The 24,484-nt window shown below is 73.8% G+C and carries 22 protein-coding genes; 14 read left to right on the plus strand and 8 right to left on the minus strand.

Going from position 1 to position 24,484, the window contains the following annotated elements:
• Positions 1-99: 99 nt before the first annotated feature.
• A complete protein-coding gene (locus tag NLX94_RS05630) occupies positions 100-1,011 on the minus strand; it encodes an alpha/beta hydrolase (RefSeq protein WP_254381467.1) in 912 nt (303 codons plus the stop codon).
• A 205-nt stretch (positions 1,012-1,216) separates the two neighbouring features.
• Between NLX94_RS05630 and tdh the strand changes: the two genes are divergently transcribed.
• The 4 genes from tdh to NLX94_RS05650 all read left to right on the plus strand — a co-directional run bounded on the left by tdh (position 1,217) and on the right by NLX94_RS05650 (position 5,610).
• Positions 1,217-2,251, plus strand: a complete 1,035-nt coding sequence (gene tdh, locus NLX94_RS05635; protein WP_254381468.1) for an L-threonine 3-dehydrogenase — start codon at positions 1,217-1,219, stop codon at positions 2,249-2,251.
• 173 nt (positions 2,252-2,424) lie between these two features.
• Positions 2,425-3,627, plus strand: coding sequence for a glycine C-acetyltransferase (locus tag NLX94_RS05640; protein WP_254381469.1), 1,203 nt, complete (start codon positions 2,425-2,427; stop codon positions 3,625-3,627).
• Positions 3,628-3,762: 135 nt separating this feature from the next.
• Positions 3,763-4,677, plus strand: coding sequence for a LysR family transcriptional regulator (locus NLX94_RS05645; protein WP_254381470.1), 915 nt, complete (start codon positions 3,763-3,765; stop codon positions 4,675-4,677).
• A 300-nt stretch (positions 4,678-4,977) separates the two neighbouring features.
• Positions 4,978-5,610: a transglycosylase SLT domain-containing protein gene (locus NLX94_RS05650; RefSeq protein WP_254381471.1), complete on the plus strand. Its 633-nt coding sequence runs from the start codon at positions 4,978-4,980 to the stop codon at positions 5,608-5,610.
• Between the two features lie 263 nt (positions 5,611-5,873).
• Here the strand turns inward: NLX94_RS05650 and NLX94_RS05655 are convergent, their stop codons facing one another.
• Positions 5,874-6,653, minus strand: a complete 780-nt coding sequence (locus NLX94_RS05655) for a DeoR/GlpR family DNA-binding transcription regulator (RefSeq protein ID WP_254381472.1) — start codon at positions 6,651-6,653, stop codon at positions 5,874-5,876.
• Between the two features lie 207 nt (positions 6,654-6,860).
• On the opposite strand from NLX94_RS05655, the gene NLX94_RS05660 reads away from it, so the two are divergent.
• The 6 genes from NLX94_RS05660 to NLX94_RS05685 all read left to right on the plus strand — a co-directional run bounded on the left by NLX94_RS05660 (position 6,861) and on the right by NLX94_RS05685 (position 12,794).
• Positions 6,861-7,763 carry an SIS domain-containing protein gene (locus NLX94_RS05660; RefSeq protein WP_254381473.1) on the plus strand — a complete coding sequence of 301 codons (903 nt, stop codon included), beginning with the start codon at positions 6,861-6,863 and terminating at the stop codon, positions 7,761-7,763.
• Positions 7,760-8,596: a class II fructose-bisphosphate aldolase gene (locus tag NLX94_RS05665; protein ID WP_254381474.1), complete on the plus strand. Its 837-nt coding sequence runs from the start codon at positions 7,760-7,762 to the stop codon at positions 8,594-8,596. Before NLX94_RS05660 ends, NLX94_RS05665 begins: the two co-directional genes overlap by 4 nt.
• A gap of 25 nt (positions 8,597-8,621) precedes the next feature.
• A complete protein-coding gene (locus tag NLX94_RS05670; RefSeq protein ID WP_254381475.1) occupies positions 8,622-9,143 on the plus strand; it encodes a hypothetical protein in 522 nt (173 codons plus the stop codon).
• Between the two features lie 137 nt (positions 9,144-9,280).
• A complete protein-coding gene (locus tag NLX94_RS05675; protein ID WP_254381476.1) occupies positions 9,281-10,453 on the plus strand; it encodes an LLM class flavin-dependent oxidoreductase in 1,173 nt (390 codons plus the stop codon).
• Positions 10,450-11,511: a zinc-binding dehydrogenase gene (locus NLX94_RS05680; RefSeq protein WP_254381477.1), complete on the plus strand. Its 1,062-nt coding sequence runs from the start codon at positions 10,450-10,452 to the stop codon at positions 11,509-11,511. The genes NLX94_RS05675 and NLX94_RS05680 overlap by 4 nt, the downstream gene beginning before the upstream one ends.
• 92 nt (positions 11,512-11,603) lie before the next feature.
• Positions 11,604-12,794, plus strand: coding sequence for an acyl-CoA dehydrogenase family protein (locus NLX94_RS05685; protein ID WP_254381478.1), 1,191 nt, complete (start codon positions 11,604-11,606; stop codon positions 12,792-12,794).
• 64 nt (positions 12,795-12,858) lie between these two features.
• Here NLX94_RS05685 and NLX94_RS05690 read toward each other — a convergent pair whose 3' ends face one another.
• Both NLX94_RS05690 and NLX94_RS05695 read right to left on the minus strand, forming a co-directional pair.
• Entirely contained in the window at positions 12,859-14,322 is a 1,464-nt protein-coding gene (locus tag NLX94_RS05690; protein WP_254381479.1) for an APC family permease, read from the minus strand.
• An 82-nt stretch (positions 14,323-14,404) separates the two neighbouring features.
• On the minus strand, positions 14,405-15,145 hold the full coding sequence (locus tag NLX94_RS05695) for an SDR family NAD(P)-dependent oxidoreductase (RefSeq protein WP_254381480.1): 741 nt from the start codon (positions 15,143-15,145) through the stop codon (positions 14,405-14,407).
• A 181-nt stretch (positions 15,146-15,326) separates the two neighbouring features.
• Between NLX94_RS05695 and NLX94_RS05700 the strand changes: the two genes are divergently transcribed.
• Genes NLX94_RS05700 through NLX94_RS05710 form a run of 3 tightly spaced genes read left to right on the plus strand, consistent with a single transcriptional unit; the run spans position 15,327 to position 19,987 of the window.
• Positions 15,327-16,235 (plus strand): oxygenase MpaB family protein, encoded by a 909-nt coding sequence (locus tag NLX94_RS05700; protein ID WP_254381481.1) that lies wholly within the window; start codon positions 15,327-15,329, stop codon positions 16,233-16,235.
• Positions 16,236-16,262: 27 nt separating this feature from the next.
• Entirely contained in the window at positions 16,263-18,410 is a 2,148-nt protein-coding gene (locus tag NLX94_RS05705) for a serine/threonine-protein kinase (protein ID WP_254381482.1), read from the plus strand.
• On the plus strand, positions 18,407-19,987 hold the full coding sequence (locus NLX94_RS05710) for an NAD(P)/FAD-dependent oxidoreductase (protein ID WP_254381483.1): 1,581 nt from the start codon (positions 18,407-18,409) through the stop codon (positions 19,985-19,987). Before NLX94_RS05705 ends, NLX94_RS05710 begins: the two co-directional genes overlap by 4 nt.
• A 19-nt stretch (positions 19,988-20,006) precedes the next feature.
• Here the strand turns inward: NLX94_RS05710 and NLX94_RS05715 are convergent, their stop codons facing one another.
• From NLX94_RS05715 to NLX94_RS05725, 3 genes are all read right to left on the minus strand, one after another.
• Complete coding sequence (locus NLX94_RS05715; RefSeq protein ID WP_254381484.1) at positions 20,007-20,450, minus strand: nitroreductase family deazaflavin-dependent oxidoreductase; 444 nt, start codon at positions 20,448-20,450, stop codon at positions 20,007-20,009.
• 83 nt (positions 20,451-20,533) lie between these two features.
• Positions 20,534-21,412 carry an FAD-dependent monooxygenase gene (locus NLX94_RS05720; RefSeq protein ID WP_254381485.1) on the minus strand — a complete coding sequence of 293 codons (879 nt, stop codon included), beginning with the start codon at positions 21,410-21,412 and terminating at the stop codon, positions 20,534-20,536.
• 53 nt (positions 21,413-21,465) lie between these two features.
• The gene (locus tag NLX94_RS05725; RefSeq protein ID WP_254381486.1) at positions 21,466-21,717 is read right to left on the minus strand and encodes an FAD-dependent oxidoreductase; all 252 of its coding nucleotides are present in this window, start codon (positions 21,715-21,717) and stop codon (positions 21,466-21,468) included.
• 79 nt (positions 21,718-21,796) lie between these two features.
• Here NLX94_RS05725 and NLX94_RS05730 point away from each other — a divergent pair, with 79 nt between their 5' ends.
• A complete protein-coding gene (locus NLX94_RS05730; RefSeq protein ID WP_254381487.1) occupies positions 21,797-22,429 on the plus strand; it encodes a TetR/AcrR family transcriptional regulator in 633 nt (210 codons plus the stop codon).
• A 47-nt stretch (positions 22,430-22,476) separates the two neighbouring features.
• Here the strand turns inward: NLX94_RS05730 and NLX94_RS05735 are convergent, their stop codons facing one another.
• Positions 22,477-24,435: a serine hydrolase gene (locus NLX94_RS05735; protein ID WP_254381488.1), complete on the minus strand. Its 1,959-nt coding sequence runs from the start codon at positions 24,433-24,435 to the stop codon at positions 22,477-22,479.
• Positions 24,436-24,484 lie beyond the last annotated feature (49 nt).

Here is a 24,484-nt window from a genome sequence, read left to right on the forward strand (position 1 = left end):
CGCCGCCGCCCGGAGCGCAGCGGCGGCTCAGGGCTCCGCTCAGGACGCGGCTCAGGACTCCGACCGGGACGCGGCTCAGGACTCCGGCCGGGACGCGGCTCAGGACTCCGCCGCCGCCTCGCGGACCAGCTCCAGGATCCGGTCGCGGGCCGCCCTGCCCTCCGGGACCGGCAGCAGCGGGTAGACGTGCGGCAGCCCCGGCTCCTCGATGAACTCCACCTCGGCGCCGGCCGCCCGCGCCCGGTTCACCAGTTCGCGGCTGTCCGTCGTCAGGACGTCCCGGGTACCGGTGAACACCGTCAGCGGGGCCAGCCCCGCGAACGACCCGTGCAGCGGGCTGACCAGCGGATCGTCGGCGGCCAGATTGCCCGCGTACAGCCGCCCGGCCTCCCGCAGGCCCGGGCGGGCCAGCATCGGGTCGCCCGCCTCGATGGCCGCCTGGTCGGGGTGGCTCATGGAGATGTCCAGCCAGGGCGAGATCAGCACGATCCGGGACGGCTGCGCCCCGGTCCGGTCGCGCAGCCGCTGCGCCGCGGCCAGCGCCAGCCCGGCGCCCGCCGAATCCCCGAGGAGCACGGTGCCGCCCGCGCCCCCGCTCGCGATCAGGCCGCTGAGCAGGTCCGCGGCGACCGGGACCGTCCGGTCGGCGGTTCCGCGCGGGGCCAGTATGTACGCCGGTACGACCACCCGGGCCTGCGCCTGCGTGACCAGGGTCCGGATCAGCGACCAGTGCGGCCGGACCAGTTCGTTGATGTACCCGCCGCCGTGCACGTACAGCACCCGGGCGGCCGGTTCCGTGCCGAGCGGCGAGACCTCGTACACCGGCCAGGCCCCGACGAAGGTCCGCGATACCTCGGCCACCCGGCCCAGCGAACGCGGGGGAAGGTGTGACGCCGGGCGCCGCATCGATTCCGCCACCCGGGTACGGACCGCCTCGGCGCTCTCGAACCGTCTTCGCCGCCCCGCCGCGATCAGCGCGACCGAAAGCGCCCTGCTGCGCAGACTCGGCACGCCCCTCACCTCCCCAAACCCGGCCCGGAACGCTCCCCGGCCCCTGCCCGTCACCTGAGGAGCATAGGCGTGAAGCTGGGCTGTTGACCCGGTTAAGAAATCCTCGATGGACTGATCACCCGCAGGTCGGCAGATTGGTGCCGTCCGAACGCTGCCCGGCCCGCACGCCCCGTAGCGCTTCCTTCCGCATGCCTGGAGCCACCCCATGAAGGCACTCGTCAAGCACAAGGCCGAGCCCGGGCTGTGGCTCATGGACGTTCCCGAGCCCGAGTACGGCCCCGGCGACGTGCTGATCAAGGTGCTGCGGACCGGCATCTGCGGGACGGACCTGCACATCCGCTCCTGGGACGGCTGGGCGCAGGGCGCCGTCAAGACCCCCCTCGTGCTCGGTCACGAGTTCGTCGGCGAGGTGGCCGCGATCGGTGCGGACGTCCACGAGGACATCGAGGTCGGTGCTCTGGTCAGCGGCGAGGGCCACCTGGTCTGCGGGAAGTGCCGCAACTGCCTGGCCGGGCGCCGCCACCTGTGCCGCAGCACGATCGGGCTCGGGGTCGGCCGCGACGGCGCCTTCGCCGAGTACGTGGTCCTGCCCGCGCAGAACGTGTGGGTCCACCGGGCCAAGGTCGACCTCGACGTCGCGGCGATCTTCGACCCCTTCGGCAACGCCGTGCACACGGCGCTCTCCTTCCCGCTGGTCGGCGAGGACGTGCTGATCACCGGCGCGGGCCCGATCGGGATCATGGCGGCCGCCGTGGCCCGGCACGCGGGAGCGCGCAACGTGGTCATCACCGACGTCAGCCCCGACCGTCTGGAGATCGCCCGCAAGGCCGGCGCCACCCTCGCGCTCGACGTCTCGAAGGCGACCATCGCCGACGCGCAGGCCCAGCTCGGCCTGCGCGAGGGCTTCGACATCGGCCTGGAGATGTCCGGCCGCGGCGAGGCCATGCGCGACATGATCGACAACATGACGCACGGCGGCCGGATCGCCATGCTGGGCCTGCCGGCGCAGGAGTTCGCCGTCGACTGGGCCAAGGTCGTCACCTCGATGATCACGATCAAGGGCATCTACGGCCGCGAGATGTTCGAGACCTGGTACGCGATGACCGTGCTGCTGGAGGGCGGGCTCGACCTCAGCCCCGTCATCACCGGCCGGTACGCCTACGGGGACTTCGAGGCGGCCTTCGACGAGGCCGCGACCGCCCGCAGCGGCAAGATCATCCTGGACTGGACCCAGGCGTAGCGCCCCGGGGCGCAGCCGCCCGAGCGCAGGCACACCCGCCCGCTCAGGTGCAGCCGCCCCGACGTCCAGCTCCACCCCACAGACCATTTTCCTCCGGCCGGGCCCCGCACCACCCCCCTCCGCGGGGCCCGGCCCCCTCCTTACGCCGCACCAGGAGAAAGAGAGCACCGCACATGTTCGAGACCGTCCGCGCGGACCTCCGTACGACCCTCGACGAGATCCGCGCCGCGGGTCTGCACAAGCCCGAGCGCGTCATCGGCACCCCGCAGAACGCCGCCGTCGCCGTGACCTCGGGCGGGGCCGCAGGTGAGGTGCTCAACTTCTGCGCCAACAACTACCTCGGGCTCGCCGACCACCCCGAGGTGGTCACCGCGGCCAAGGAGGCCCTGGACCGCTGGGGCTACGGAATGGCCTCCGTGCGCTTCATCTGCGGTACGCAGGAGGTACACAAGGAGCTGGAGGCGCGGCTCTCCGCCTTCCTCGGCCAGGAGGACACGATCCTCTACTCCTCCTGCTTCGACGCCAACGGCGGAGTCTTCGAGACCCTCCTCGGCCCCGAGGACGCGGTGATCTCCGACGCCCTCAACCACGCCTCGATCATCGACGGCATCCGGCTGAGCAAGGCCAAGCGCTTCCGCTACGCCAACCGCGACATGGCCGAGCTCGAAGCCCGGCTGAAGGAGGCCACCGAGGGCGGTGCCCGCCGCAAGCTCATCGTCACCGACGGCGTGTTCTCCATGGACGGCTACGTCGCCCCGCTCGCCGAGATCTGCGACCTCGCGGAGCGCTACGACGCCATGGTCATGGTCGACGACTCGCACGCCGTCGGCTTCGTCGGCCCCGGCGGCCGCGGCACCCCCGAACTGCACGGGGTCATGGACCGCGTGGACATCATCACCGGCACCCTCGGCAAGGCGCTGGGCGGGGCCTCCGGCGGCTACGTCGCCGCGCGCACCGAGATCGTCGAGCTGCTGCGCCAGCGCTCGCGCCCGTACCTCTTCTCCAACTCCCTCGCCCCGGTCATCGCGGCTGCCTCCCTCAAGGTCCTCGACCTGCTGGAGTCGGCCGGTGACCTGCGCGAGCGGCTCGCCGCCAACACCGCGCTGTTCCGTACCAAGATGACCGAGGCGGGCTTCGAGATCCTGCCCGGCGACCACGCGATCGCCCCCGTGATGATCGGCGACGCGGCGGAGGCGGCCAGGATGGCGGAACTCCTGCTGGAGCGCGGGGTCTACGTGATCGGCTTCTCCTACCCGGTGGTTCCGATGGGCGCGGCGCGGATCCGCGTCCAGCTGTCGGCGGCGCACTCGACGGCCGACGTGGAGCGGGCGATCGCCGCCTTCATCGACGCGCGGGCGGCGCTGGCGGGCGTCTGACCCCCGCAGGCCGGGTGCGGCGCCGTTGCCGGGGGCCCGCCCCCGGCCCCCCGCTCCTCAAACGCCGGAGGGGCTGGACTCGGCTGACGCCGGGGTGCGGCCCGCACAGGGGCCGCGGCCTGCGAGAATGGCAGCGTGATCGACCCCCGGAGGCTGCGCATCCTGCGGGCCGTCGCGGACCACCGTACGGTGACCGCCGCGGCCGCGGCCCTGTACCTCACCCCTTCCGCCGTCTCCCAGCAACTCGCGGCGCTGGAACAGGAGACCGGGCACGCCCTGCTGACCCGCAGCGGCCGGGGCGTCCGGCTCACCGCGGCCGGGCAGATCCTGCTCGGGCACGCCCACGAGGTGCTCGCGCAGCTGGAGCGGGCGGAGGCCGAACTCGCCGCCTACGCGGGCGGTTCCGCGGGCGAGGTCACCGTGGCCGCCTTCGCCACCGGCATCGCCGAGGTGCTGGCCCCCGCCATCACCCGGCTCGCCGCGGACCACCCCGGGATCCGGCTGCGCGTACGCGACGCGGAGGGCGATCAGAGCCTGCTGCTCCTGCTCGACGGGGAGGCAGACCTGGCCCTGGCCGTCGAGTACCGGGGCGCACCCGGCGCCGACGACGGCCGGCTGTCCGTGCTCCCGCTCTACGCCGAGCCCTTCGACGCGGTCCTCCCGGCCGGGCATCCGCTCGGGGACCTGCCCGAGGTGTCCCTGGCCGACCTCTCGGGTGCGGACTGGGTGGGCCAGTACCCCGGCAACCCCTGCCACGACGTGATGCTCCTCGCCTGCGAACTGGCCGGGTTCCAGCCCCGGTTGGTGCACTCCTCCGACGACTTCCGGGCCGTGGTGGCCCTGGTCGGCGCCGGCGCCGGAGTGGCCCTCGTGCCGCGCTCGGCGCTGCGCGGCATGGACCTCAAGGAGGTCCAGGTCCGCCCGGTGTCCGGCCCGGCACCCACCCGGCGGGTCTTCGCCGCCACCCGGCGCGGCGCCGAGGCGCACCCGCTGATCGCCCCGGTCCTGGCCGCCCTGGCTCGTGAGGCGGACCGGCTCCCGGAGCACTGACCGGCGCGGCAGCCCTCCGAGGCCGAATGGCGTGACCCCGGACACAGGGCCCTTGGTCACTTACGAGGCCGCCTAGCGGAGGGGCGGGCCCCCCGGCAGGAAGGCGGGCCGGGAATTTCCGGCTCTGCCACCCGGCCCTGATCCACTAAGCGGAATCGTAGGTCGCGCCTTTGTCATGCGTCCTCGCCGCCCCTAAGAATCGTTACTCACCGCACGGCGCCGTGGATCCCGGATTTCCGATTCAGGATCCGGCCGGCGTCGCTTTCCCGTGAGTACCGCTATTCGAAGAGGTTGCCCCGCATGTCCCGCACGTCCGAGACCAGCACCCCCGGCCATAGTCGTCGTCTGCCGAAGGCGCACAGGCTCGCCCTCGCAGGAGCGGCCACCCTGGGGGCCGCCGCCCTCGCCTTCTCCCTCGCCCCGGCCGGGTTCGGTGACGGCGCGGCGCTCGCGGCCGCCGCCCCCGCCGCCTGGACGCAGGTCGTCGACGGTGCGCAGGCGACGGGCCTGCGGCAGCACCTCGGCGTGCAGGAGGCCGCGGCGGCGAAGCGGGCCGAGGCGCCCAAGCGGGCTGCCAAGCATCACCGTTCGTCCGGTCGTGCCCCGGTCTACGCCAACGACCTCAGCGGCTGGATCAAGGAGTCCCTCGCGATCATGAAGGAGCACGGCATCCCGGGGACCTACGGCGGGCTCTACAGGAACATCATGCGCGAGTCCAGCGGAAACCCGTCGGCGACCAACGGCTGGGACGTCAACGCCAGGAACGGCGATCCGTCGATCGGCCTGCTCCAGGTCATCCGCCCGACCTTCCTCGCCTACCACGTCCCCGGCACGGCGGATTCCCCGTACGACCCGGTGGCCAACATCGTGGCCGCCGCCCATTACGCCGCCGCCCGCTACGGCTCGATCAACAACGTCGACAGCGCTTACTGAAATCCCGAAACGGGCCCGGCGGGACGCGTTCGCTTTCGTTGACATCGGGCCGGGAAAAGAGAGGGCGGAAGCCTCGGGGGCTGACTCGGACAACGGTCCACAATGGAATCCGAAAGCCGTGCAGGCATGAATTCCGAGGGAAGGGGGCCGTCGAATGCCACCGGGTCAGGGCTGGATCCAGATCGGCGAATTCCGTGTCCGGACTCGGTTTCATCGGCGGGGGCACGGTCGCCGCGCGGGCGAGGCGGCAGCGCCCGGTCCGCTCAGGCGCGGATGACCTCCACGCCCGCCGCTTCGAAGGCCTCGGAGACGGCGGGGGACAGGCCGGTGTCCGTCACCAGTACGTCCACGGCGTCGGTCGGGACGATCCGGGCGAAGGCGCGGACGCCCAGCTTGCTGGAGTCGGCCGCGATCACCACCCGGCGGGCGCGCTCGCAGAGCAGCCGGTTCATGGCCGCCTCGTCCTCGTGCCGGGTGGCGGCGCCGTCGACCGGATCGAAGGCGTCCACGCCGACGACGGCGGTGTCCACGGAGAGCTGCCCGAGCACCTCCATGGCCAGCGGGCCGGTGAGCTCGTAGGACTGGGGCCGGGCCACGCCGCCGGTGAGCACGATCTTGAACTGCGGTCGGATGACCAGTTCTCCCGCGATGTTCAGCGCGTTGGTGACCACGGTGAGGGCGGGGGAGCCGGTGGCGAGGTCGGGGCGGGCGGCCAGTGCGCGCGCGACCTCGGTGGTCGTGGTGCCGCCGGTCAGGCCGATCACCTCGCCCGGGACGATCAGCGCCGCGACGGTCTCGCTGATGCGGCTCTTCTCGGCGGCGCGGCGCGAGGTGCGGTAGCGCAGCGGGAGTTCGTAGCTGACCCCGTGCAGGACCGCTCCGCCCCGCGTGCGGACCAGCAGCTGCTGCTCGGCGAGCTGGTCGAGGTCGCGCCGGATGGTGGCGGCGGACACGCCGAGGGCCTCGGCGGCGGGTTCCACTTCCAGTTCGCCCCGCTCCACCAGCAGGTCCAGCAGTGTCTGCCAGCGTTCCTTGCGGGTCATCGGCCGCCCTTCCGGTCTTGTTCTCGACAGTCTCCTCGACCGTCTCTTCGCCGTCCGCTTCGGTGTTCGCTCCGGCGCTCCCTCTTGGCCTACGCATCGAGATTAACGCAGGCGATCACCCCGGTGATGCTTGAAGTTGCGCGAAAGAGCCCAGTATCTTGCAGGAACACGCACTCAGGGGTGCACGCACTGCGCTAGGGAGCCGCCATGAGCCATGTCGCGTACGAGTTGGGCACACAGCCCGCATGCTGGGAACGGGCCGCAGAACTGGCCCCGGAACACCGGGCGGTGCTGCCGCGGCCGGGGGAGCGTACCGCGATCGTCGGATGCGGGACCTCGTACTACATGGCCCAGGCCGCCGCCGTGCTGCGCGAGGAGGCCGGGCAGGGCGAGACGGACGCCTTCCCGGCCTCGGAGTTCCCCCGCCACCGGCGCTACGACCGGGTCGTCGCGCTGACCAGGTCCGGAACCACCACCGAGGTGCTCGACCTGCTGGCCGGGCTGCGGGACGCGGGCATCCCCACCACCGCCGTCATCGGCGACCCCGCCACCCCCGTCATCACCCTCGCCGACGAGCTCGTCGTCCTGGACTTCGCCGACGAGCAGTCCGTCGTCCAGACCCGCTTCGCCACCACCGCCCTCACCCTGCTGCGCGCCCACGTCGGACTGCACAGCCCGTCCGTGGTCGCCGACGCGCGCGCCGCACTCACCGACCCGCTCCCCGCCGAGCTGGAGACCCGGGGCCAGTTCACCTTCCTCGGGCGGGGCTGGAGCGTCGGACTCGCCCATGAGGCCGCCCTGAAGATGCGCGAAGCCGCCCTGGCCTGGTCCGAGGCCTACCCGGCCATGGAGTACCGGCACGGCCCCATCAGCGTCTCGGCGCCCGGCACCGCCACCTGGTCGCTCGGCGACGCGCCCGAAGGGCTCGCCGAGCAGGTCCGGGGCACCGGCGCCCAGTGGGTGGCCGGCCACCTCGACCCGCTCGCCGAGCTGGTCCGCGTCCACCGCCTGGCCGTCGCGGTCGCCGCCCACCAGGGGCTCGACCCGGACGCGCCGCGCCACCTGACCCGGTCCGTCATCCTCACCGCGGGCGAGGAGGCCGTCCGATGAGCCTCGCCCCCGCCGGCGGGCTCGTCCTGGACGCCGCCGCCCAGGGCCGCGCCGTCGCCGCCTTCAACATCATCACCCTGGAGCACGCCGAAGCGGTCGTCGCCGGAGCCGAAGCCGCCGGACTGCCGGTGATCCTCCAACTCAGCGAGAACGCCGTCAAGTTCCGGGGCGGGGCTCTGCTCCCGATCAGCCGCGCGGCCGTGGCCGTGGCCGAGGCCGCCGGGGTTCCGGTCGGACTCCACCTGGACCACGTCAAGAGCTCCGAACTGCTGCGGCAGGCCGTGGACGCCGGATTCAGCTCGGTCATGTACGACGCCGCGCACCTCCCCTACGCCGAGAACCTGGAGGCCACCCGCTCCGCCGCCGACTGGGCGCACGTCAACGGGCTCTGGATCGAAGCCGAACTGGGCGAGGTCGGCGGCAAGAACGGGGCCGCGCCGCTGGATCCGCACGCACCCGGAGCCCGTACCGACCCCGACGAGGCGCGGCGGTTCGTCGCCGACTCGGGAGTGGACGCGCTGGCCGTGGCCATCGGCAGCAGCCACGCCATGACCAGCCGGACCGCAGCCCTGGACCACGTGCTGCTCGGCCGCCTCGCCAAGACGGTCGAGGTGCCGCTGGTGCTGCACGGTTCCTCCGGCCTGCCGGACGCGGAACTCGCCGCGGCCGTAGCCGGTGGCATCCGCAAGGTCAACATCGGCACCGCGCTCAACGTGGCGATGACCGAGGCGATTCGCACCCATTTGACCCCTGCGGATCCCCGCCCGTATTTGACCGCTGCACGGGAGGCGATGACGGCGACGGCCGCCGCTATGATCAGCGCCCTGAACTGACGGGAACGTTGACCGGGGGGACTGAATGGACGCACAGCGGGGCCTCAGCAGCAGACGGAGGCTTCTTCTGGGACTGGGGGCCCCGCTGCTGCTCGGCGCGGCGGGGCTCGGCTACGCGGTGTGGCCCGAAGACGGGGGCGGGGAGAAGGTCCGCACCGACCTGGGCCCCCTCAACCGGCGCTTCTGGACCGCGCTGGGCGACGTCTCCGACGCGCACTGGCTGGGCTACGACATCGATGAGACCGGCAATGACCGGTCGGTCCCGAAGCCGGACTCCCGGGTACGCCTCGTCGGGGTCGCCCGCCTCAAGCAGGGCACGGCGAACCGCATCATGCGCGATCCCGCCCACCGCTTCGAGGTCGGCTCCCTGTCCGGGCTGCCCGCCCCGCTGAAGCCGTACGTCCCCTCCAGTGCGGCCTGGAAGCAGAGCGCGACCTACGACAAGGTCGCCCTGGAGGAAGGCCTGGACGTGATCCCGTCGGGCACCTTCCGCTTCGACGGCATCCGCGACCTCGTCTACTTCGACTACGTCTTCCTCTACAGCTGAGCACACCCGGGCGGCGGCGCGCGGGAATCCTCCCACTCAGCGGGAGGACGGCCGCGGCGGCATTGAAGCCGCGCCCCGGGCGGTGTTTCGTCGGATGCCGGAGCAGAGCAGGCGCCGCCGAGGGAAGGCCACCGCACATGCCGCAGCCGTATCTTCCGCACCGCTTCGGGGTGTTCCTCGCCCCCTACCACCACCCCGACGGCGACCCGGCGCTCCAGCTGCGCCGGGACCTCGACCTCGCCGCCGACCTCGACCGGCTCGGCTACGAGGAGCTGTGGGCCGGGGAACACCACTCCGCCGGGTACGAGATCATCGCCTCGCCCGAGGTGTTCCTCGCCGCGGCCGCCGAACGCACCAGCCGGATCATGCTCGGAACCGGGGTCAACTCGCTGCCCTACCACCAGCCGCTGATCCTCGCCGACCGGATCTGCCAGCTCGACCAGCAGTCCCGGGGGCGCGCCATGCTCGGGGTCGGTCCGGGCCAACTGCTCTCCGACGCCTTCATGATGGGCGTCGACCCGCTCGACTCCCGCGCGATGACGGCCGACTCGCTCGACGCCATCGTGCGGCTGCTGCGCGGGGAGATGGTCACGGCCGCCACCGACTGGTTCGCCCTGGAGGAGGCCCGGCTCCAGCTCGGGCCCTACCGCGGCCGGGAACTGGAGGTCGCGGTCGCCTCCGCCGTATCGCCGACCGGGGCGGTGCTCGCCGGGCGCCACGGAGTGGGGATGCTCTCGCTCGCCGCCGCCGACCCCGCCGGATACGCGGTGCTCGACGCCAACTGGGCCGCCCACGAGCGGGCCTGCGCCGAGGCGGGCCGCCCCGCCGACCGCTCCTCCTGGCGGCTGGTCACCCCCGTGCACCTGGCCGAGACCCGCGAACAGGCCCTGCGCGAAGCCGAGTACGGCACGCCCGGCATCGTGGAGTACATCGAGACCCTCGGCGGCAGCCGCCTCGACGGCTGCGCCACCCCGGCCGGCGCCGTCGAACGCTGGACCACCGAAGGGCTGCCCACCTTCGGCCGGGCCGTCATCGGCACCCCCGAGGACGCCGTCCGGCGGATCGGGCAACTCGCCGACAAGACCGGCGGGTTCGGTACCTTCCTCATCCTCCGGCTCGACCTCGCCGAGCCCGCCGCCGCCCTGCGCAGCCTGGAGCTCTTCGCCGAACGGGTCGTACCCCGGCTCACCGGCCACACCGAGGCGCGCCGCGCCAGCCTGGACTGGGCCGGGCGCAACAGCGAACGGTTCGTCGGGGCCCTGCGCCGCTCCACGATGGAAGCCATCGCCCGCAAGGGGGAGGTCCGTTGAGGGCCGCGGTGCTCGAGGACGGCCGCTTCCGCGTACGGGAGCACCCGGATCCGGTGCCCGGCCCCGGGCAGGCGCTCGTGGAGACCGCCGCCTGCGGGATCTGCGGCTCCGACCTCAGCGCGGTCGCGCACACCGCGGACTTCCTCCGGGCCTCCCGGGACAGCGGAACCACCAGCTTCCTCTTCGACCCGGACCGGCCGCTGGTGATGGGCCACGAGTTCTCCGGCCGGGTCCTGTCCTACGGGCCCGGCGCGACCGGCCCCGAACCGGGCACCGGGGTCGTCGGCCTGCCCTGGGCGGTCGACCCGGGCGGGGTCGTGCGTACCGTCGGCTACAGCAACGCCTTCCCCGGCGGATTCGGCGAACGGATCGTCGTACAGGCGCAGGCGCTGCTGCCCGTCCCGCCGTCCCTGGACCTCGGGCTCGCCGCCCTCACCGAGCCGCTGGCCGTGGGGTTCGGCAACATCGCCCGCAGCACGGCCGGCCGGGACACCCCGGCCGTGGTCGTCGGCTGCGGCCCGGTGGGCCTCGGGGCCGTGGCCGCGCTGCTGGAGCGCGGCGCCGCACCCGTGGTGGCCTCCGACCCGTCGGCGCTGCGCAGGGCCGCCGCCCTGCGGCTGGGCGCGCACGCGGTGGTGGACCCGGCCGAGCGGGACCCCGTGGCGCTCTGCGCCGAACTCGCGGGGACCCGGCCGCGCCCCACCGTGGTCGTCAACTGCGTGGGCGTGCCCGGGATGCTGAACCGGCTCCTGCACACCGTCCCGCGCGGCACCGAGATCCTGCAGATCGGCGGGGTGATGACCGAGGACGTGATCCGGCCGGTGGTCGGCATCTACAAGGACGTCACGATCCGCATGTGCCTGACCTACCCGCCCGAGGAGTTCGGTGCCACCCTCGCCCGACTCGCCGACGGCCGCATCGACCCCGCCGCCCTGGTCACCGGAGAAGCGGGCTTCGGCGGGCTGGACGCGGCCTTCGCCTCCCTGCGGCGGCCGGAGGAGCACATCAAGGTCCTGATCCGTCCGGGCCGGAGCGGAAACGCCGTGGTGGCCCCCTGACCCTTCCGGATTCTTGGAACAGGTTCTAGTCTGCCCCCGCGGCGGCGGCGGACGGCCGCGCGACCTTGAGCCACGAGAGACCCGGAGGGGCCGTGCACCTCGAATACACGCCTGAGCAGCAGCAGTTGCGCACCGAGCTGCGCGCCTACTTCGCCGAGCTGGTCCCCGCGGACGTCTACGCCCGGTACGAGGACCCGGCCGCGCAGAAGCGCTTCTACCGGGAGACCATCCGCCGGCTCGGGGCCGACGGCTGGCTCGGCGTCGGCTGGCCCAAGGAGTACGGCGGGCGCGGGATGTCGCCGATGGACCAGTTCATCTTCTTCGACGAGGCCGCGCAGGCCGTCGTACCGCTGCCGCTGATGGCGCTCAACACGGTCGGGCCGACCATCATGCAGTTCGGCACCGACGAGCAGAAGGCGTACTTCCTGCCCAAGATCCTCGCCGGCGAGATCGACTTCGCCATCGGCTACAGCGAGCCCGACGCCGGCACCGACCTGGCCGCCCTCAAGTGCAAGGCCGTCCGCGAGGGCGACGAGGAGACCGGCACCTACGTGGTCGACGGGCAGAAGATCTGGACCACCAACGGCGACACCGCCGACTGGGTCTGGCTCGCCGTCCGCACCGACCCGGACGCCCCCGCCCACAAGGGCATCACCATGCTCCTGGTGCCGACCTCCGACCCCGGCTACTCCTGCACCCTCATCAACACCCTGGCCTCGCACGACACCACCGCCAGCTACTACGAGAACATCCGGGTGCCGGCGAGCCGCCGCGTCGGCCAGGAGAACAAGGGCTGGCGGCTGATCACCAACCAGCTCAACCACGAGCGCGTCACCCTCGCCGCCCACGGCACCATGGCCATCCGCGCCCTGCACGACGTCCAGCGCTGGGCCGCCGAGACCAAGCTCGCCGACGGCCGCCGGGTCATCGACCTCGCCTGGGTCCGCGGCCGACTCGCCCGCACCCACGCCCGGCTCGACGCCATGAAGCTGCTGAACTGGCAGATGGTGGGCGCCGTCCAGGACGGCAACCTCACCCCGCAGGACGCCTCCGCCGTCAAGGTCTACGGCTCCGAGGCGCGCAGGGACGCGTACGCCTGGCTGATGGAGGTGGTCGGCGCGGCCGGCTCCCTCAAGGACGGCTCCGCGGGCGCGGTCCTGCACGGGGAGCTGGAGCGCGGCTACCGCAGCGCGGTCATCTTCACCTTCGGCGGCGGCAACAACGAGATCCAGCGGGAGATCATCTCCTGGATCGGCCTCGGCATGCCGAGGGTGCGCCGCTGACTGCGGGAAGCAGGGGTTCGGCGCCCGGCCGGGTGCGTCACGGCCGGGCGCCCTCCGATGCGCGTCACCGGTGGTCGGGGTGGACCCAGCCGGGTTTGCGGAACTTGAGGAAGCAGACGGGCGCCACGATCCCCAGGAGCAGCAGGCCGCCGCCGACGATCAGCAGATAGCGCCACAGGGGCTGCCCGCCGAACTGGTCCGGCGGTACGAAGCCGATGAACAGGGCGGCCACCGAGGCCGCGGCACCGGTGCCCGCCACCCAGGTCACGGCGGGCACCCGGAAGCCGCGTTCTACCTCGGGCCGGGTCCTGCGGAGCCTGATCACCGCCGCGAACATCAGCAGGTAGGCGATCAGATAGATCTGCACGGTGATCACCGAGAACATCCAGTACGCACTGGAGACGTCGTCGCTGAACGCGTACAGCACACCGATCAGCGTGGTGATCACCCCCTGCGCGACCATGATGTTCTGCGGGGTGCCGTACTTGTTGAACCGCTGGAAGGCCGGGGGCAGGTAGCCCTCCTGCCGGGAGAGCAGGACCAGGCCCCTGGCCGGGCCGGACAGCCAGGTCAGCATGCCGCCGAGTGCGGCCGCCACCAGCATCACCCCGACCACCCGCGTCATCCATCCGATGTGGAAGTGGTCGAAGAAGGCCTGGAAGGCCTGCATCAGCCCGGCGGTGAGGCTCAGTTCCGAGGACGGCATCACCCAGGAGATGGCCAGGGCCGGAAGGATGAAGATCAGCAGGACCAGGCCGGTCGCCAGGAACATCGACTTCGGGTACTCGCGCTTCGGGTGCCGCAGCGAGGAGACGTGGACGCCGTTCATCTCCATGCCCGCGTAGGACAGGAAGTTGTTGACGATCAGGACCAGGCTGGCGAGCCCCGTCCACGGCGGCAGCCAGTGGGAGGCGCCCATGGGCTGGGCGGAGGGGTTGCCCTGGCCGAGGAAGACGAGGCCGAGGGCCACCAGCAGCACGCCGGGGACCAGGGTGCCGATGACGAGCCCGGCGGAGGAGAGTCCCGCGACCGTCTTCGTGCCCCGGGAGGAGATCCAGACCCCGGTCCAGTAGACGACGACGATGACGATCGCGACGTAGAGCCCGTTCTCCGCGAGCCCGGGGTCGATGACGTACGCGAAGGTGCTCGCCACGTACGCCAGCAGGCTCGGGTAGTACGCGATGGTCATGGCGAACTGGCACCACACCGCGACGAACCCGAGCGGTTTGCCGAGCGCCTCGCTGACCCACCGGTAGATGCCCCCGGACCACCCCGAGGCCAGCTCGGCCCCGACCAGGGCGGTCGGCAGGAGGAACACGACGGCGGGCAGCAGGTAGAGGAAGACCGCGGCGAGACCGTAGATCGCCATGGAGGGCGAGGGGCGGAGGCTGGCGACCGAGGCGGTCGTCATCAGGGCGAGCGTCACCCAGGAGATGAACTGCCTCTTCGTCCCGCGACCGGCCCCGGCCCCGGCCCCGGCCCCGTCCCCCGCCTCGGCCTCGTCAGGTGTCTCTTCCGTGGTGACCATGGCCCCATGCTCGGCGCCCGCCCCGCCGCCCGCACATCGAAGGCGCGCACCCCGGCGCCGGATCCGCGGCCCCGACCCCGCTTCAGACCTGGCCCGCTCCGCCGTCCACGGAGAGTTCGATTCCGGTGATGAAGCTGCTCTCCCGCGAGGCGAGGAACAGGGCCGCCGCGGCCACCTCCTCCGGGCGTCCGGCCCGGCCGAGGGGGACTCCGGCCGTCGCCCGTTCGCGCACCTGCGCCGGGGCGCCGGCCAGCGCCGGGGTGTCGATCGGGCCCGGGCTGAGGGTGTTGACCCGGATGGCGCGCCCCGCGAGCTCCAGTGCGAGGCTGCGCGCGAGGGACCGTACGGCCGCCTTCGTGGCGGCGTAGACCCCGTACCGCGTGGACGCCGAGGAGCCGGCGGCCGAACCCAGGAGGATGACCGAGGCGCCGTCGCGCAGCAGCGGCAGGGCCCGTTGGACGGTGAAGAAGGCGCCCCGGAAGTTGAGGTCCGAGGTGACGTCGAACTGCTCCTCGGTGAACTCGGCGAAACCGCCGGGCGGCCCGCCGCCCGCGTTCACCACCAGCACGTCGATCGCCTCGCACCCCGCGGCGGCGACCGCCGCGTAGAGCCGGTCCAGGTCCGCGACGCGGGAGGCGTCGCCGGGGACGGCCACGGCGCCGGGCCCCAGGGTGCGGACCGCCGCGTCGAGTTCCTCCGGCCGCCTGCCGGTGACGAAGACCCGGGCGCCCTCCTCCACGAAGCGCCGTGCCGTCGCCAGGCCGATGCCGGACGAGCCGCCCGTGACCACGGCGACCTGCCCCGCCAGCTGTTCCGTACGCATGACCGTGCCTCCGCTTCCCGAGGGGAGGCGGGTGCGGTCCGCCGGCGGGAAAGCCTAGCGGCGCGCGCGGGCGTGCGTGCGGCCGTTCGGTGGAATGCTGGAAGGGCCGGAGGCAGCGAAGGCAGCGAAGGAATCGAAGGCACGGACGGCGCCGACGGCACCGACGGGGGAGGAGCCGGACATGGACGAGAGCACGGGACCCGATCCGGGGCTGTACGGCCCCGGCTCCGTGACCTGGCAGTGCCACGGCGACCCGGTCATGTGGATCGCCGGGGTCCGCGCGCTCTACCTCCAGGCCCTGCACCCGCGCGCGGTCCGCGGGGTCATGGAGAACAGCTCCGCCTTCAGCGGGGAGAACGGCGGGGGCGACGCCTGGGGACGCCTGCTGCGCACCGCCGACTTCGTCGGCACCATCACCTACGGCACCACCGGGGCCGCCGAGCGGGCCGGCGCCCGCGTCCGCAAGATCCACACCATGCTGTCGGCGACCGATCCGGCCACCGGCGCACGGTTCCGCGTGGACGAGCCCGAGCTGCTGCTCTGGATCCACTGCGCCCAGATCGACAGCTTCCTGCACGTCCTGCGCCGCTCCGGGATCCCGCTCACCCCCGAGCAGGCCGATCGCTACGTGGCGGAGAACCGCGTCAACGCACGCCTCGTGGGCCTTGACCCGTCCGAGGTACCGGGGGACACTGCGGCCCTCGCCGCCTACTTCGAGCGGATCCGCCCCGAACTCGCCGCCGGGCCCGACGCGCACGCCGTCGACGCCTTCCTGAGCGCCCCGCCCATCCACCCCCTCCTCGTCCCTGGCCGAAACCTGGTGTGGCGCCCGTTCGCCGGCCTCGCCTACGCGACCCTCCCGGGCTGGGCGCACCAGCTGTACGGCCGCCCCGCACCCGCCCCGCGCACCGTTACCCGGCGCCTGCGTCTCACCGGTACCCTGCTGCGCAGCATTCCCGCAGGTCTGCGCTGGAAGCTCCCTCCAGGTCACATCTTGAAAGCGATGCGCCGCATGGGCCCCGGGAGCCGCCCCGCGCCGTACACACTGCGTACATCAGCGGCCATACTGGACCGGCCGGGGAGGGCGTAGCACGACACACGGGGGCGACTTCAAGACATGGCGGAGTCCAGACTGATCCACGGCCGGTACCGGTCGCTCGACCTGATCGGCCGCGGCGGCATGGGCGAGGTGTGGCGGGCCCGCGACGAATCGCTGGGCCGGCAGGTCGCCGTCAAATGCCTCAAGCCCCTCGGGCCCGAGCAGGACACCCACTTCACCCAGGTGCTGCGCGAGCGCTTCCGCCGCGAGGCACGCGTCGCCGCCTCCCTCCAGCACCGCGGCGTCACCGTCGTCCACGACTTCGGCGACGACAGCGCGGCCGGCGGTCCCCTCTACCTCGTCATGGAGCTCCTCGAAGGCCGCAATCTCAGCCAGCTCCTGGAGGACAACGACGCGCGCCCGCTCCCCGTGGACGTGGTCGTCGACATCGCCGAGCAGATGGCGGCGGCCCTCGGCTACACCCACGAGCAGGGCGTCGTCCACCGCGACCTGAAGCCCGCCAACATCATGCGGCTCACCGACGGCACGGTGAAGATCTGCGACTTCGGCATCGCCCGGCTGGCCGCCGACATCGGCTTCACCGCGAAGCTCACCGGCGGCGGCATGGCCATGGGCACCCCGCACTACATGTCGCCCGAGCAGATCGCGGGCGGCGAGGTGGACCACCGCAGCGACCTCTACTCCCTCGGCTGCGTCCTGTACGAGATCGCCACCGGAGCCCCGCCCTTCGACCTCGGCGACTCCTGGTCCGTGCTGGTCGGCCACCGGGACACCGCGCCCGTGCCGCCGCGCGAGCACCGCCCCGAACTGCCGGCCTCCTTCGAGCGGCTGGTGCTCGACCTGCTGGCCAAATGCCCCGAGGACCGGCCGGGCGACGCCCGCCACCTGCACCGGCAGCTCGTCGAGGCCCGGCTCGGCCCGGGAGCTGCGACCGGAGCGCACCCGCCGCTGCCCGCCTGGGCCGGCGGGATGACCGCCGGACGCCGGGCGGGGATCGAGGCCCGCCCCGCGAGCGGGGAGTGGGCCGTCCTCACCGGCTCCTGGACCGCCCCGCGCCGCACGGGCGGGGAGCACCGGACCTCCGCGGAGGCCGCCGCTGCGGCCGCGCCGGCTTCCCCGGTCCCGATTCCGGCCCAGGGCCCGGCCCCGGCCGCGCGGACCGTCGTACGCCCGCGGCTGGCCGAGGACCCCCGGCTCACCGCCGCCTACGGGCTCCCGCACGGGCCCGGCCCGGCCCCCTCCGGTGCGGCCGCGCTCGACGCCGGCCACACCCGGGCCTTCGCCCTCAGCCGGGCCGGCCGCACCGAGGAGGCCCTCGCGGGGTACGCGGCCGTCGCCGAAGGACGCGCCCAGGTGCTCGGCGCCGACCACCCGGACACCCTGGCCGCGCGGCAGGAGGCGGCGTACGAGACGGGCCTGCTCGGCCGCCACCAGGAGGCGTACGAGGGCTACCGCGCGGTGCTCGCGGCCCGGGAGCGGACCGTGGGTCGCATCCACCCCGACACCCTGCGCTGCCGGCACAACCTGGCCTGCGCGCTGGGCGCGCTGGGCCGCTTCTCCGAGGCGCACGCCGCCGCCGCCGAGGTGGCCGCCGACCGGGCGGCCGTCCTGGGGGCGGAGCACGCGGACACGCTCCTGACCCGGTATGAGGTGGCGTACGCGCTGGGCCGCCTGGACCGCTGGGAGGAGGCTCTGGAGGCCTTCCGGCACATCGCGGCCGTACGGGAACGGGTGCTCGGCCGCGACCACCCCGACACGCTGGCCGCCCGCTACGAGGCCGGGATCGCGCTGGGCCGGACCGGCCGCTCCGCCGAGGCCCTGGAGCTGTTCCGGGACCTGGTCCGCGACCGCACCCGCGCCTACGGCGCCGCCGACCCGGAGACGCTGCGGGCCCGGCACGTCCTCGGGGTGAACCTCGGGCGCCTGGAGCGCTGGGAGGAGGCGGTGGCGGAATCCCGGGAGGTGGGCGAGGCGCGGGCCCGCACGCTCGGCCCCGAACACCCCGACACCCTGGTCAGCCGCCGCGAACTCGCCGTGGGGCTGGGCCGGCTGGGCCGCTGGGACCAGGCGCTGCCGGTCTACCGGGAACTCTCCGGCATCCGCGAGCGCTCGCTCGGCGACGGCCATCCCGACACGGTCGCCGCCCACGCCGACGAGGCGCACTGTCTGGAGCGGCTCGGCCAGGTGTGTTACCAAGAGCCATGACGACCTCGCGGGGCTTCGGGCACGACGTGTACGACGCGGTGATCGTGGGAGGGGGCCACAACGGCCTCGTCGCCGCCGCCTACCTGGCCAGGGCCGGCCGCTCGGTCCTGGTCCTGGAGCGGCTCGGCCGCACCGGCGGGGCCGCCGTGTCCACCCGGCCGTTCCCGGGCGTCGACGCCCGCCTGTCCCGCTACTCCTACCTCGTCTCGCTGCTCCCCGCGAAGATCGTGCGCGAGCTGGGGCTGAGCTTCGAGGTCCGCAAGCGCTCGGTCTCCTCGTACACCCCCGTCGAGCGCGCCGGACGCCCCGGCGGACTGCTGGTCGGCGGCGGCGAGGCGCGCACCCGGGAGTCCTTCGCACGGCTGACCGGCTCGGACCGGGAGTACGAGAGCTGGCGCGCCTTCTACGGGACCACCGGGCGGGCCGCCGAACGGCTCTTCCCGACGCTGACCGAGCCGCTGCCCACCCGCGCGGAGCTGCGCGCCCGGCTCGACGACGACGCGGCCTGGCGGATGCTGTTCGAGGAGCCGATCGGCCGGGCCGTCGAGCGGGAGTTCAGCGACGACCTGGTGCGCGGGGTGGTCCTCACCGACGCGCTGATCGGCACCTTCGCCGACGCCCACGACCCGGGCCTGGCCCAGAACCGCTGCTTCCTCTACCACGTCATCGGCGGCGGCACCGGCGACTGGGACGTACCCGTCGGCGGCATGGGCGCCCTCACCGACGCCCTCGCCGCGTCCGCGCTGGCGGCCGGGGCGGAGATCGCCACCGGCCACGAGGCACTGCGCATCGACACGGACGGGACGACCGCCCCGGCCGAGGTGACCTTCCGTACGGCGACGGGCGAGGGACGGGTCGCCGGCCGGGTGGTGCTCGTGAACGCCTCGCCGCAGGCGCTGGCCGAACTCCTGGGGGAGGAACCGGCGCAGCCGGCCCCCGAGGGCGCCCAGCTGAAGGTCAACATGCTGCTGCGCCGCCTGCCCCGGCTGCGCGACACCACCGTCGACCCGCGCGAGGCCTTCGGCGGCACCTTCCACATCGCCGAGGGGTACGAACAGCTCGCCCGGGCCCACGCGGAGGCCGCCGCCGGTGAACTGCCCTCCGTGCCGCCCTCGGAGATCTACTGCCACTCGCTCACGGACCCGACGATCCTGGGGCCCGAGCTGGCGGAGCAGGGCTACCAGACCCTGACCCTCTTCGGACTGCACGCCCCGGCGCGGCTGTTCGAAAAGGACAACCAGGGGGCGCGGGAGGTACTGCTCGCCTCCACCCTCGCCCAGCTCGACACGCACCTGGCCGAACCGCTCACCGACTGCCTGGCCTTCGACGCCGACGGCCGCCCGTGCATCGAGGCCAAGACCCCGCTCGACCTGGAGCGCGAACTGCGCCTGCCCGGCGGGCACATCTTCCACCGCGACCTGTCCTGGCCGTACTCCGACTCGGGGGAGGGCGGCGGCCGCTGGGGCGTGGAGACCGCCCACCGCAACGTACTGCTGTGCGGGGCGGGGGCGGTCCGGGGCGGCGGCGTCAGCGGGGTTCCCGGCCACAACGCGGCGATGGCGGTACTGGGGCACTGACGCCGGACCCGCCTCAGCTCTAGCCGACCGGGTCGATCACGACGATCGGGATCTCCCGGCTGGTCTTGGCCTGGTACTCGTCGTACGAGGGCCAGTGCTTCACCATCAGCGGCCAGAACGCGGCGCGCTCCTCGGAGGTCGCGGTCCGCGCGATGCCCTGCCGGACCTCGGGCCCGACCTGCACCCGCACCTCCGGGTGCTCGGTGAGGTTCCGGTACCAGAGCGGGTCCGCGGGGTCGCCGCCCTTGGAGGCGACGATGAGGTAGCGGCCGTCGTCCTCGCCGTAGATGAGCGGGGTCCGCACGGGCTTCCCGGACTTGCGGCCGATGGTGGTGAGCAGCAGGGTCTGGGTGTTGTTCCAGTACTGCCCCTCGGTCCCGCCCGAACCGACGTACAGCTTGACGTGATCCAGGGTCCAGCCCGGCTTGGGGTCGATCGGGTTGTCCCAGTCGATCGCGGTCATATCGCTTCGCCTGCCTTCGTGTTGAACGGTCAACGAACCACAACAACGAGTGTCGGGGCCACAGGGTACGGCCGCCCTCCGACCTAATCCGGACGCGTGCACCCGTCGACGCCGAACCCGTCGAAAGCGAGCAGGTCGAAGGCGAACAGGTCGTCCAGGGCGCGCCGCGCGGCGCGGGCCGGGGCGGCGCGGACGGCGAGGTCGCGGGCGGCCACCGCGAGGGGGTGCCTGAGGGCCGCGACGCGGCCGGCGCGGCGGGAGCGGATGCGCAGGGCGTCGGTGCGGGCGCAGCGGGCCGCGCTGTAGGCGGCCAGGGCGGCCGGCACGTCGGCTCCGTCCAGCAGGTGGGCGAGGACGGCGGCGTCCTCGACGGCCTGGCAGCCGCCCTGGCCGAGGTTGGGGGTCATGGCGTGCGCCGCGTCGCCGAGCCATGCCAGCCGGCCCTGGTGGAAGCGGGGGAGCGGGGCGGCCAGGTCGTACAGGTCGTGCTGGAGCACGGCTGCCGGGTCGATCCGCTCCAGCAGGGCGGGGATGGGGTCGTGCCAGGAGCCGTAGCGGCGCAGGAGTTCGGCGCGGACGTCGGCGGGCCGGTAGCCCTCGGGGACGACCGCGGTGGCGTACAGGTACACGCGGCCGTCGGCGAGCGGGACGACGCCGAAGCGCTCCCCGCGGCCCCAGGTTTCGGCGGCGGCGCGCACGGGCGGGCCGCCGGCGGGAAGGACGGTCCGCCACGCGGTCTCCCCGCTGTGGTGCAGGCCGGGATGGGCCGGAAAGTGCTGGCGGCGGACCGGGCTGTGGATGCCGTCGGCGGCGATGACCACCTCGGCGGTGAGAGCGCCGGCCGAGGTGTGGGCGACCGGACGGCCGTCCGCGTCCTCGACGGAGCCCACTGCCGTGCCGTACCGGAGGGTCCCGTCGGGGAGAGCGGCGGTCAGGGCGGCGGAGAGGGCCGGGCGGTGCACGGCGAGCGGGGGCCGGCCGTACCGGGCGGCCAGCGCGGCGCCGTCGGCGCGGCTCAGCAGTGGCCGCCGGGGCGGCGCAGGTCCATCGCGGCGGGGGTGGCGTGCCCCGTCGCGCGGGCGGCGTCGAAGCCGATGGCGTCGAAGGCGCGCAGGGCGTTGGGGGCGAGGACGATTCCCGCGCCGACGGCGGACGGCCCCGTCGCGCGTTCGCAGACGGTGACGTCCCAACCGCGCCGGTGCAGGGCCACCGCCACGGAGAGTCCACCGATCCCGGCACCCGCCACCAGCGCTCGACGTCGCGTCACGGCCGTTCCCTCCCCGCTCGCCATGTCCTCTACAGGTGTAGAGGACATGGTGGTCACTCTACACTTGTAGAGTGGCCGTATGCACTCCCCCGAGCGCGGCGGTGACCGCAGAACCCTGATCGCGGACAGCGCGATCGGCCTCGTGGCGGCCGCCGGGCTGCGCGGCCTGACCCACCGGGCGGTCGACGGCGCGGCCGGGCTTCCGGCGGGCAGTACCTCGTACTACTTCCGTACGAGGACGGCGCTGATCGGCGCCTGCTACGCGCGACTGGCCGAGCTGGACCTCGGAGACTTCGACGGGGGCGCAGCCCCTTCGGATTCGCCTCCGCCTCCTGCTTCGTCCTCGGCTCCGGCTTCGCCGGCGGACCGGGACGTCGTGGCCGCGGCGCTCGCCGCGCTGCTGTACCGGTGGCTGACCTCGGGGCGCTCCCGGCAGCTGGCGCGCTTCGAGCTGAGCCTGGAGGCCGCCCGCAATCCGGAGCTTGCGACGGAACTCCACCGGGCCGGCTCGGGCTCGCGGGACCGGGCCGCCGTGATCCTCGCGGCACTCGGCGCCGCCCGGCCGGCCGAGTCCGCCGAACTTCTGGTCGCGTGGGCCGACGGGCTCCTCTACGACCGCCTCGCGGGCGCGCTCGCCCGCACCCGCCCCGCGCCGCAGCTCGCCGAACTGACCTCCGTGGCCCGCAAGATGATCGACGCGGCCCTGGCGTAGGCCGGGCCGGTTCGGGCCGGGCCCGCGCCTCCGGGGCCGTGCCGCCCTCAGTCCGACGAGCGGGACCAGCCCGCGGCCTCGATGCGGGCGGCGTCCGCGGGGCGGTCCTCGGCGAAGAGGAGGCGGGCCGGCTCCGACACGCGCAGGACGTCCACGTACACCCCCCGGCCCACGTAGCGGCCCTCGGCGGTGTGGCGGAAGCGGAGGCGGACCTCGCGGCCGGCCCAGGCGTCGAGCGGGGCTTCGAGGCGGTGCCAGATGCGCCCCGACCAGCCGGAGACGGACCCCCGCTGCCAGTACTCGGCGGCGCCCCCGGTGGTGCGGACGGTGGTGAAGGGGAGCGGCTCCCAGCTCTGCCCGTCGGCCGAGGCCTCCACGTGCAGGGAGCCCGCGCCGGGCACGGTGTCCCACCACAGCGCGCAGCGCAGCCGGGCGGCGCCGGTGGCGGGGGTGAGGGGCGGGAGGGTGAGGGTGCCGGAGCCGCCGGTCTCCATGCCGGAGTACCAGGCCGGGCCGCCGTGCTTGGTGCGGACGGGGACGGCGCGGGCGAAGCGGTTGCCGACGGCGACGCGGGGGGCGCTGCCGGCGCGCCAGGTGCGCACGGGGTGGACGGAGTTGCCCAGGAGGATCAGGAAGGAGTCGGTGGAGGGGTCCAGGACGAGGGAGGTGCCGGTGAAGCCGGTGTGGCCGGCGGAGTGCGGGGTGGCCATGGCGCCCATGTACCAGTGCTGGTAGAGCTCGAAGCCCAGGCCGTGGTCGTCGCCGGGGAAGGCGGTGTTGTAGTCGGTGAAGAGGAGCTCGACGGAGGCGGGGCGCAGGATGCGCTTTCCCGCGTAGACCCCGCCGTCGAGGAGGGTGCGGGCGAGGATCGCCAGGTCCCAGGCGGTGCCGAAGACCCCGGCGTGGCCGGCGACCCCGCCCAGTGCGTACGCGTTCTCGTCGTGGACCTCGCCCCAGACGAGCCCGCGGTCCAGCCCGGACCAGGGCGGGCGCTGGACCTCGGTGGCGGCCGTGACCCGGCGCCAGGAGAGCGGTGGGTTGAAACGAGTGCGGTGCATCCCGAGCGGAGCGGTGATCTCGTCCTGGAGTAGCAGGTCCAGTGTGTGACCGGTGATCCGTTCCAGGAGCAGCTGGAGGGCGATGAGATTGAGATCGGAGTAGCGGTAGACCGTCCCCGGGGTCTCCTGCGGCCTCACCGACCACAGCAGCCTCAACTGACCCGCCCGGGTCGGCTCCTGGTAGAAGGGCGCCCAGGACCGCAGCCCCGAGGTGTGCGTCAGGAGCTGGCGCACGGTGACCGACTCCTTGCCCCCGCCCGTGAACTCGGGCAGGTACCGGTTCACCGGCGCCTCCAGCTCCAGCCGCCCGCGCTCCATCTGCTGCACGGCCAGCAGGGAGGTGAAGAGCTTCGAGAGGGAGGCCAGGTCGAAGACCGTGTCCTCGGCCATCGCGATCCGCTGGGCGGCCGGGAACTCCCGGACCCGGTCGGTGCGTCCGTCGTAGTCGGCGTACCGGACGGCGTCGCCCATCGCCCGGTGCAGCGCCACGGTGCGGCCCCGGCCGGCGAGGACCACGGCCCCGGCGTAGTAAGGGTGTTCGGGGGAGGGGCCGAGGAAGCGCCGCGCCTCGTCCGCCACCCCTTCGAGATGCTTCTCCACCAGCCCCGCCTGGCGGGCGGACCCGTACCGCAGCCGCAGTCCCTGGAGCGCGCGCCGCTCCGCCGGCCTCGCCCCCCCTGAGGGCCCCGCGGCCCCCGCGGCCCCGGGCAGCGCCGCCTGGAGCACGAGCACACCGCCCAGCGCCAGCAGGCGCGCCCCGAGCCGCCGCCGGCTGAGCCCGCGCCCGGGCCCGGTGCCGCCCGCCGCCTCGGCCCGTGCACCACCCTCCGCCCCGAGCCCGCCGCCGTCCGCCCCCGGCCCGCTGCCGCCGCCGTCGTGCGCCGTCGGGCCGGTCGTGCCGGAGCCCTTCGTGTCACCGTCGTTCCCGGCTGCCCCTGGTGCCTTCATGACCGGTCCTCCCGTCCGCCGCCGTGCCCTTCCGAGTATCTGCCCGCTC

This window comes from Streptomyces sp. TBY4, from assembly GCF_024213195.1.
GTDB lineage: Bacteria > Actinomycetota > Actinomycetes > Streptomycetales > Streptomycetaceae > Streptomyces.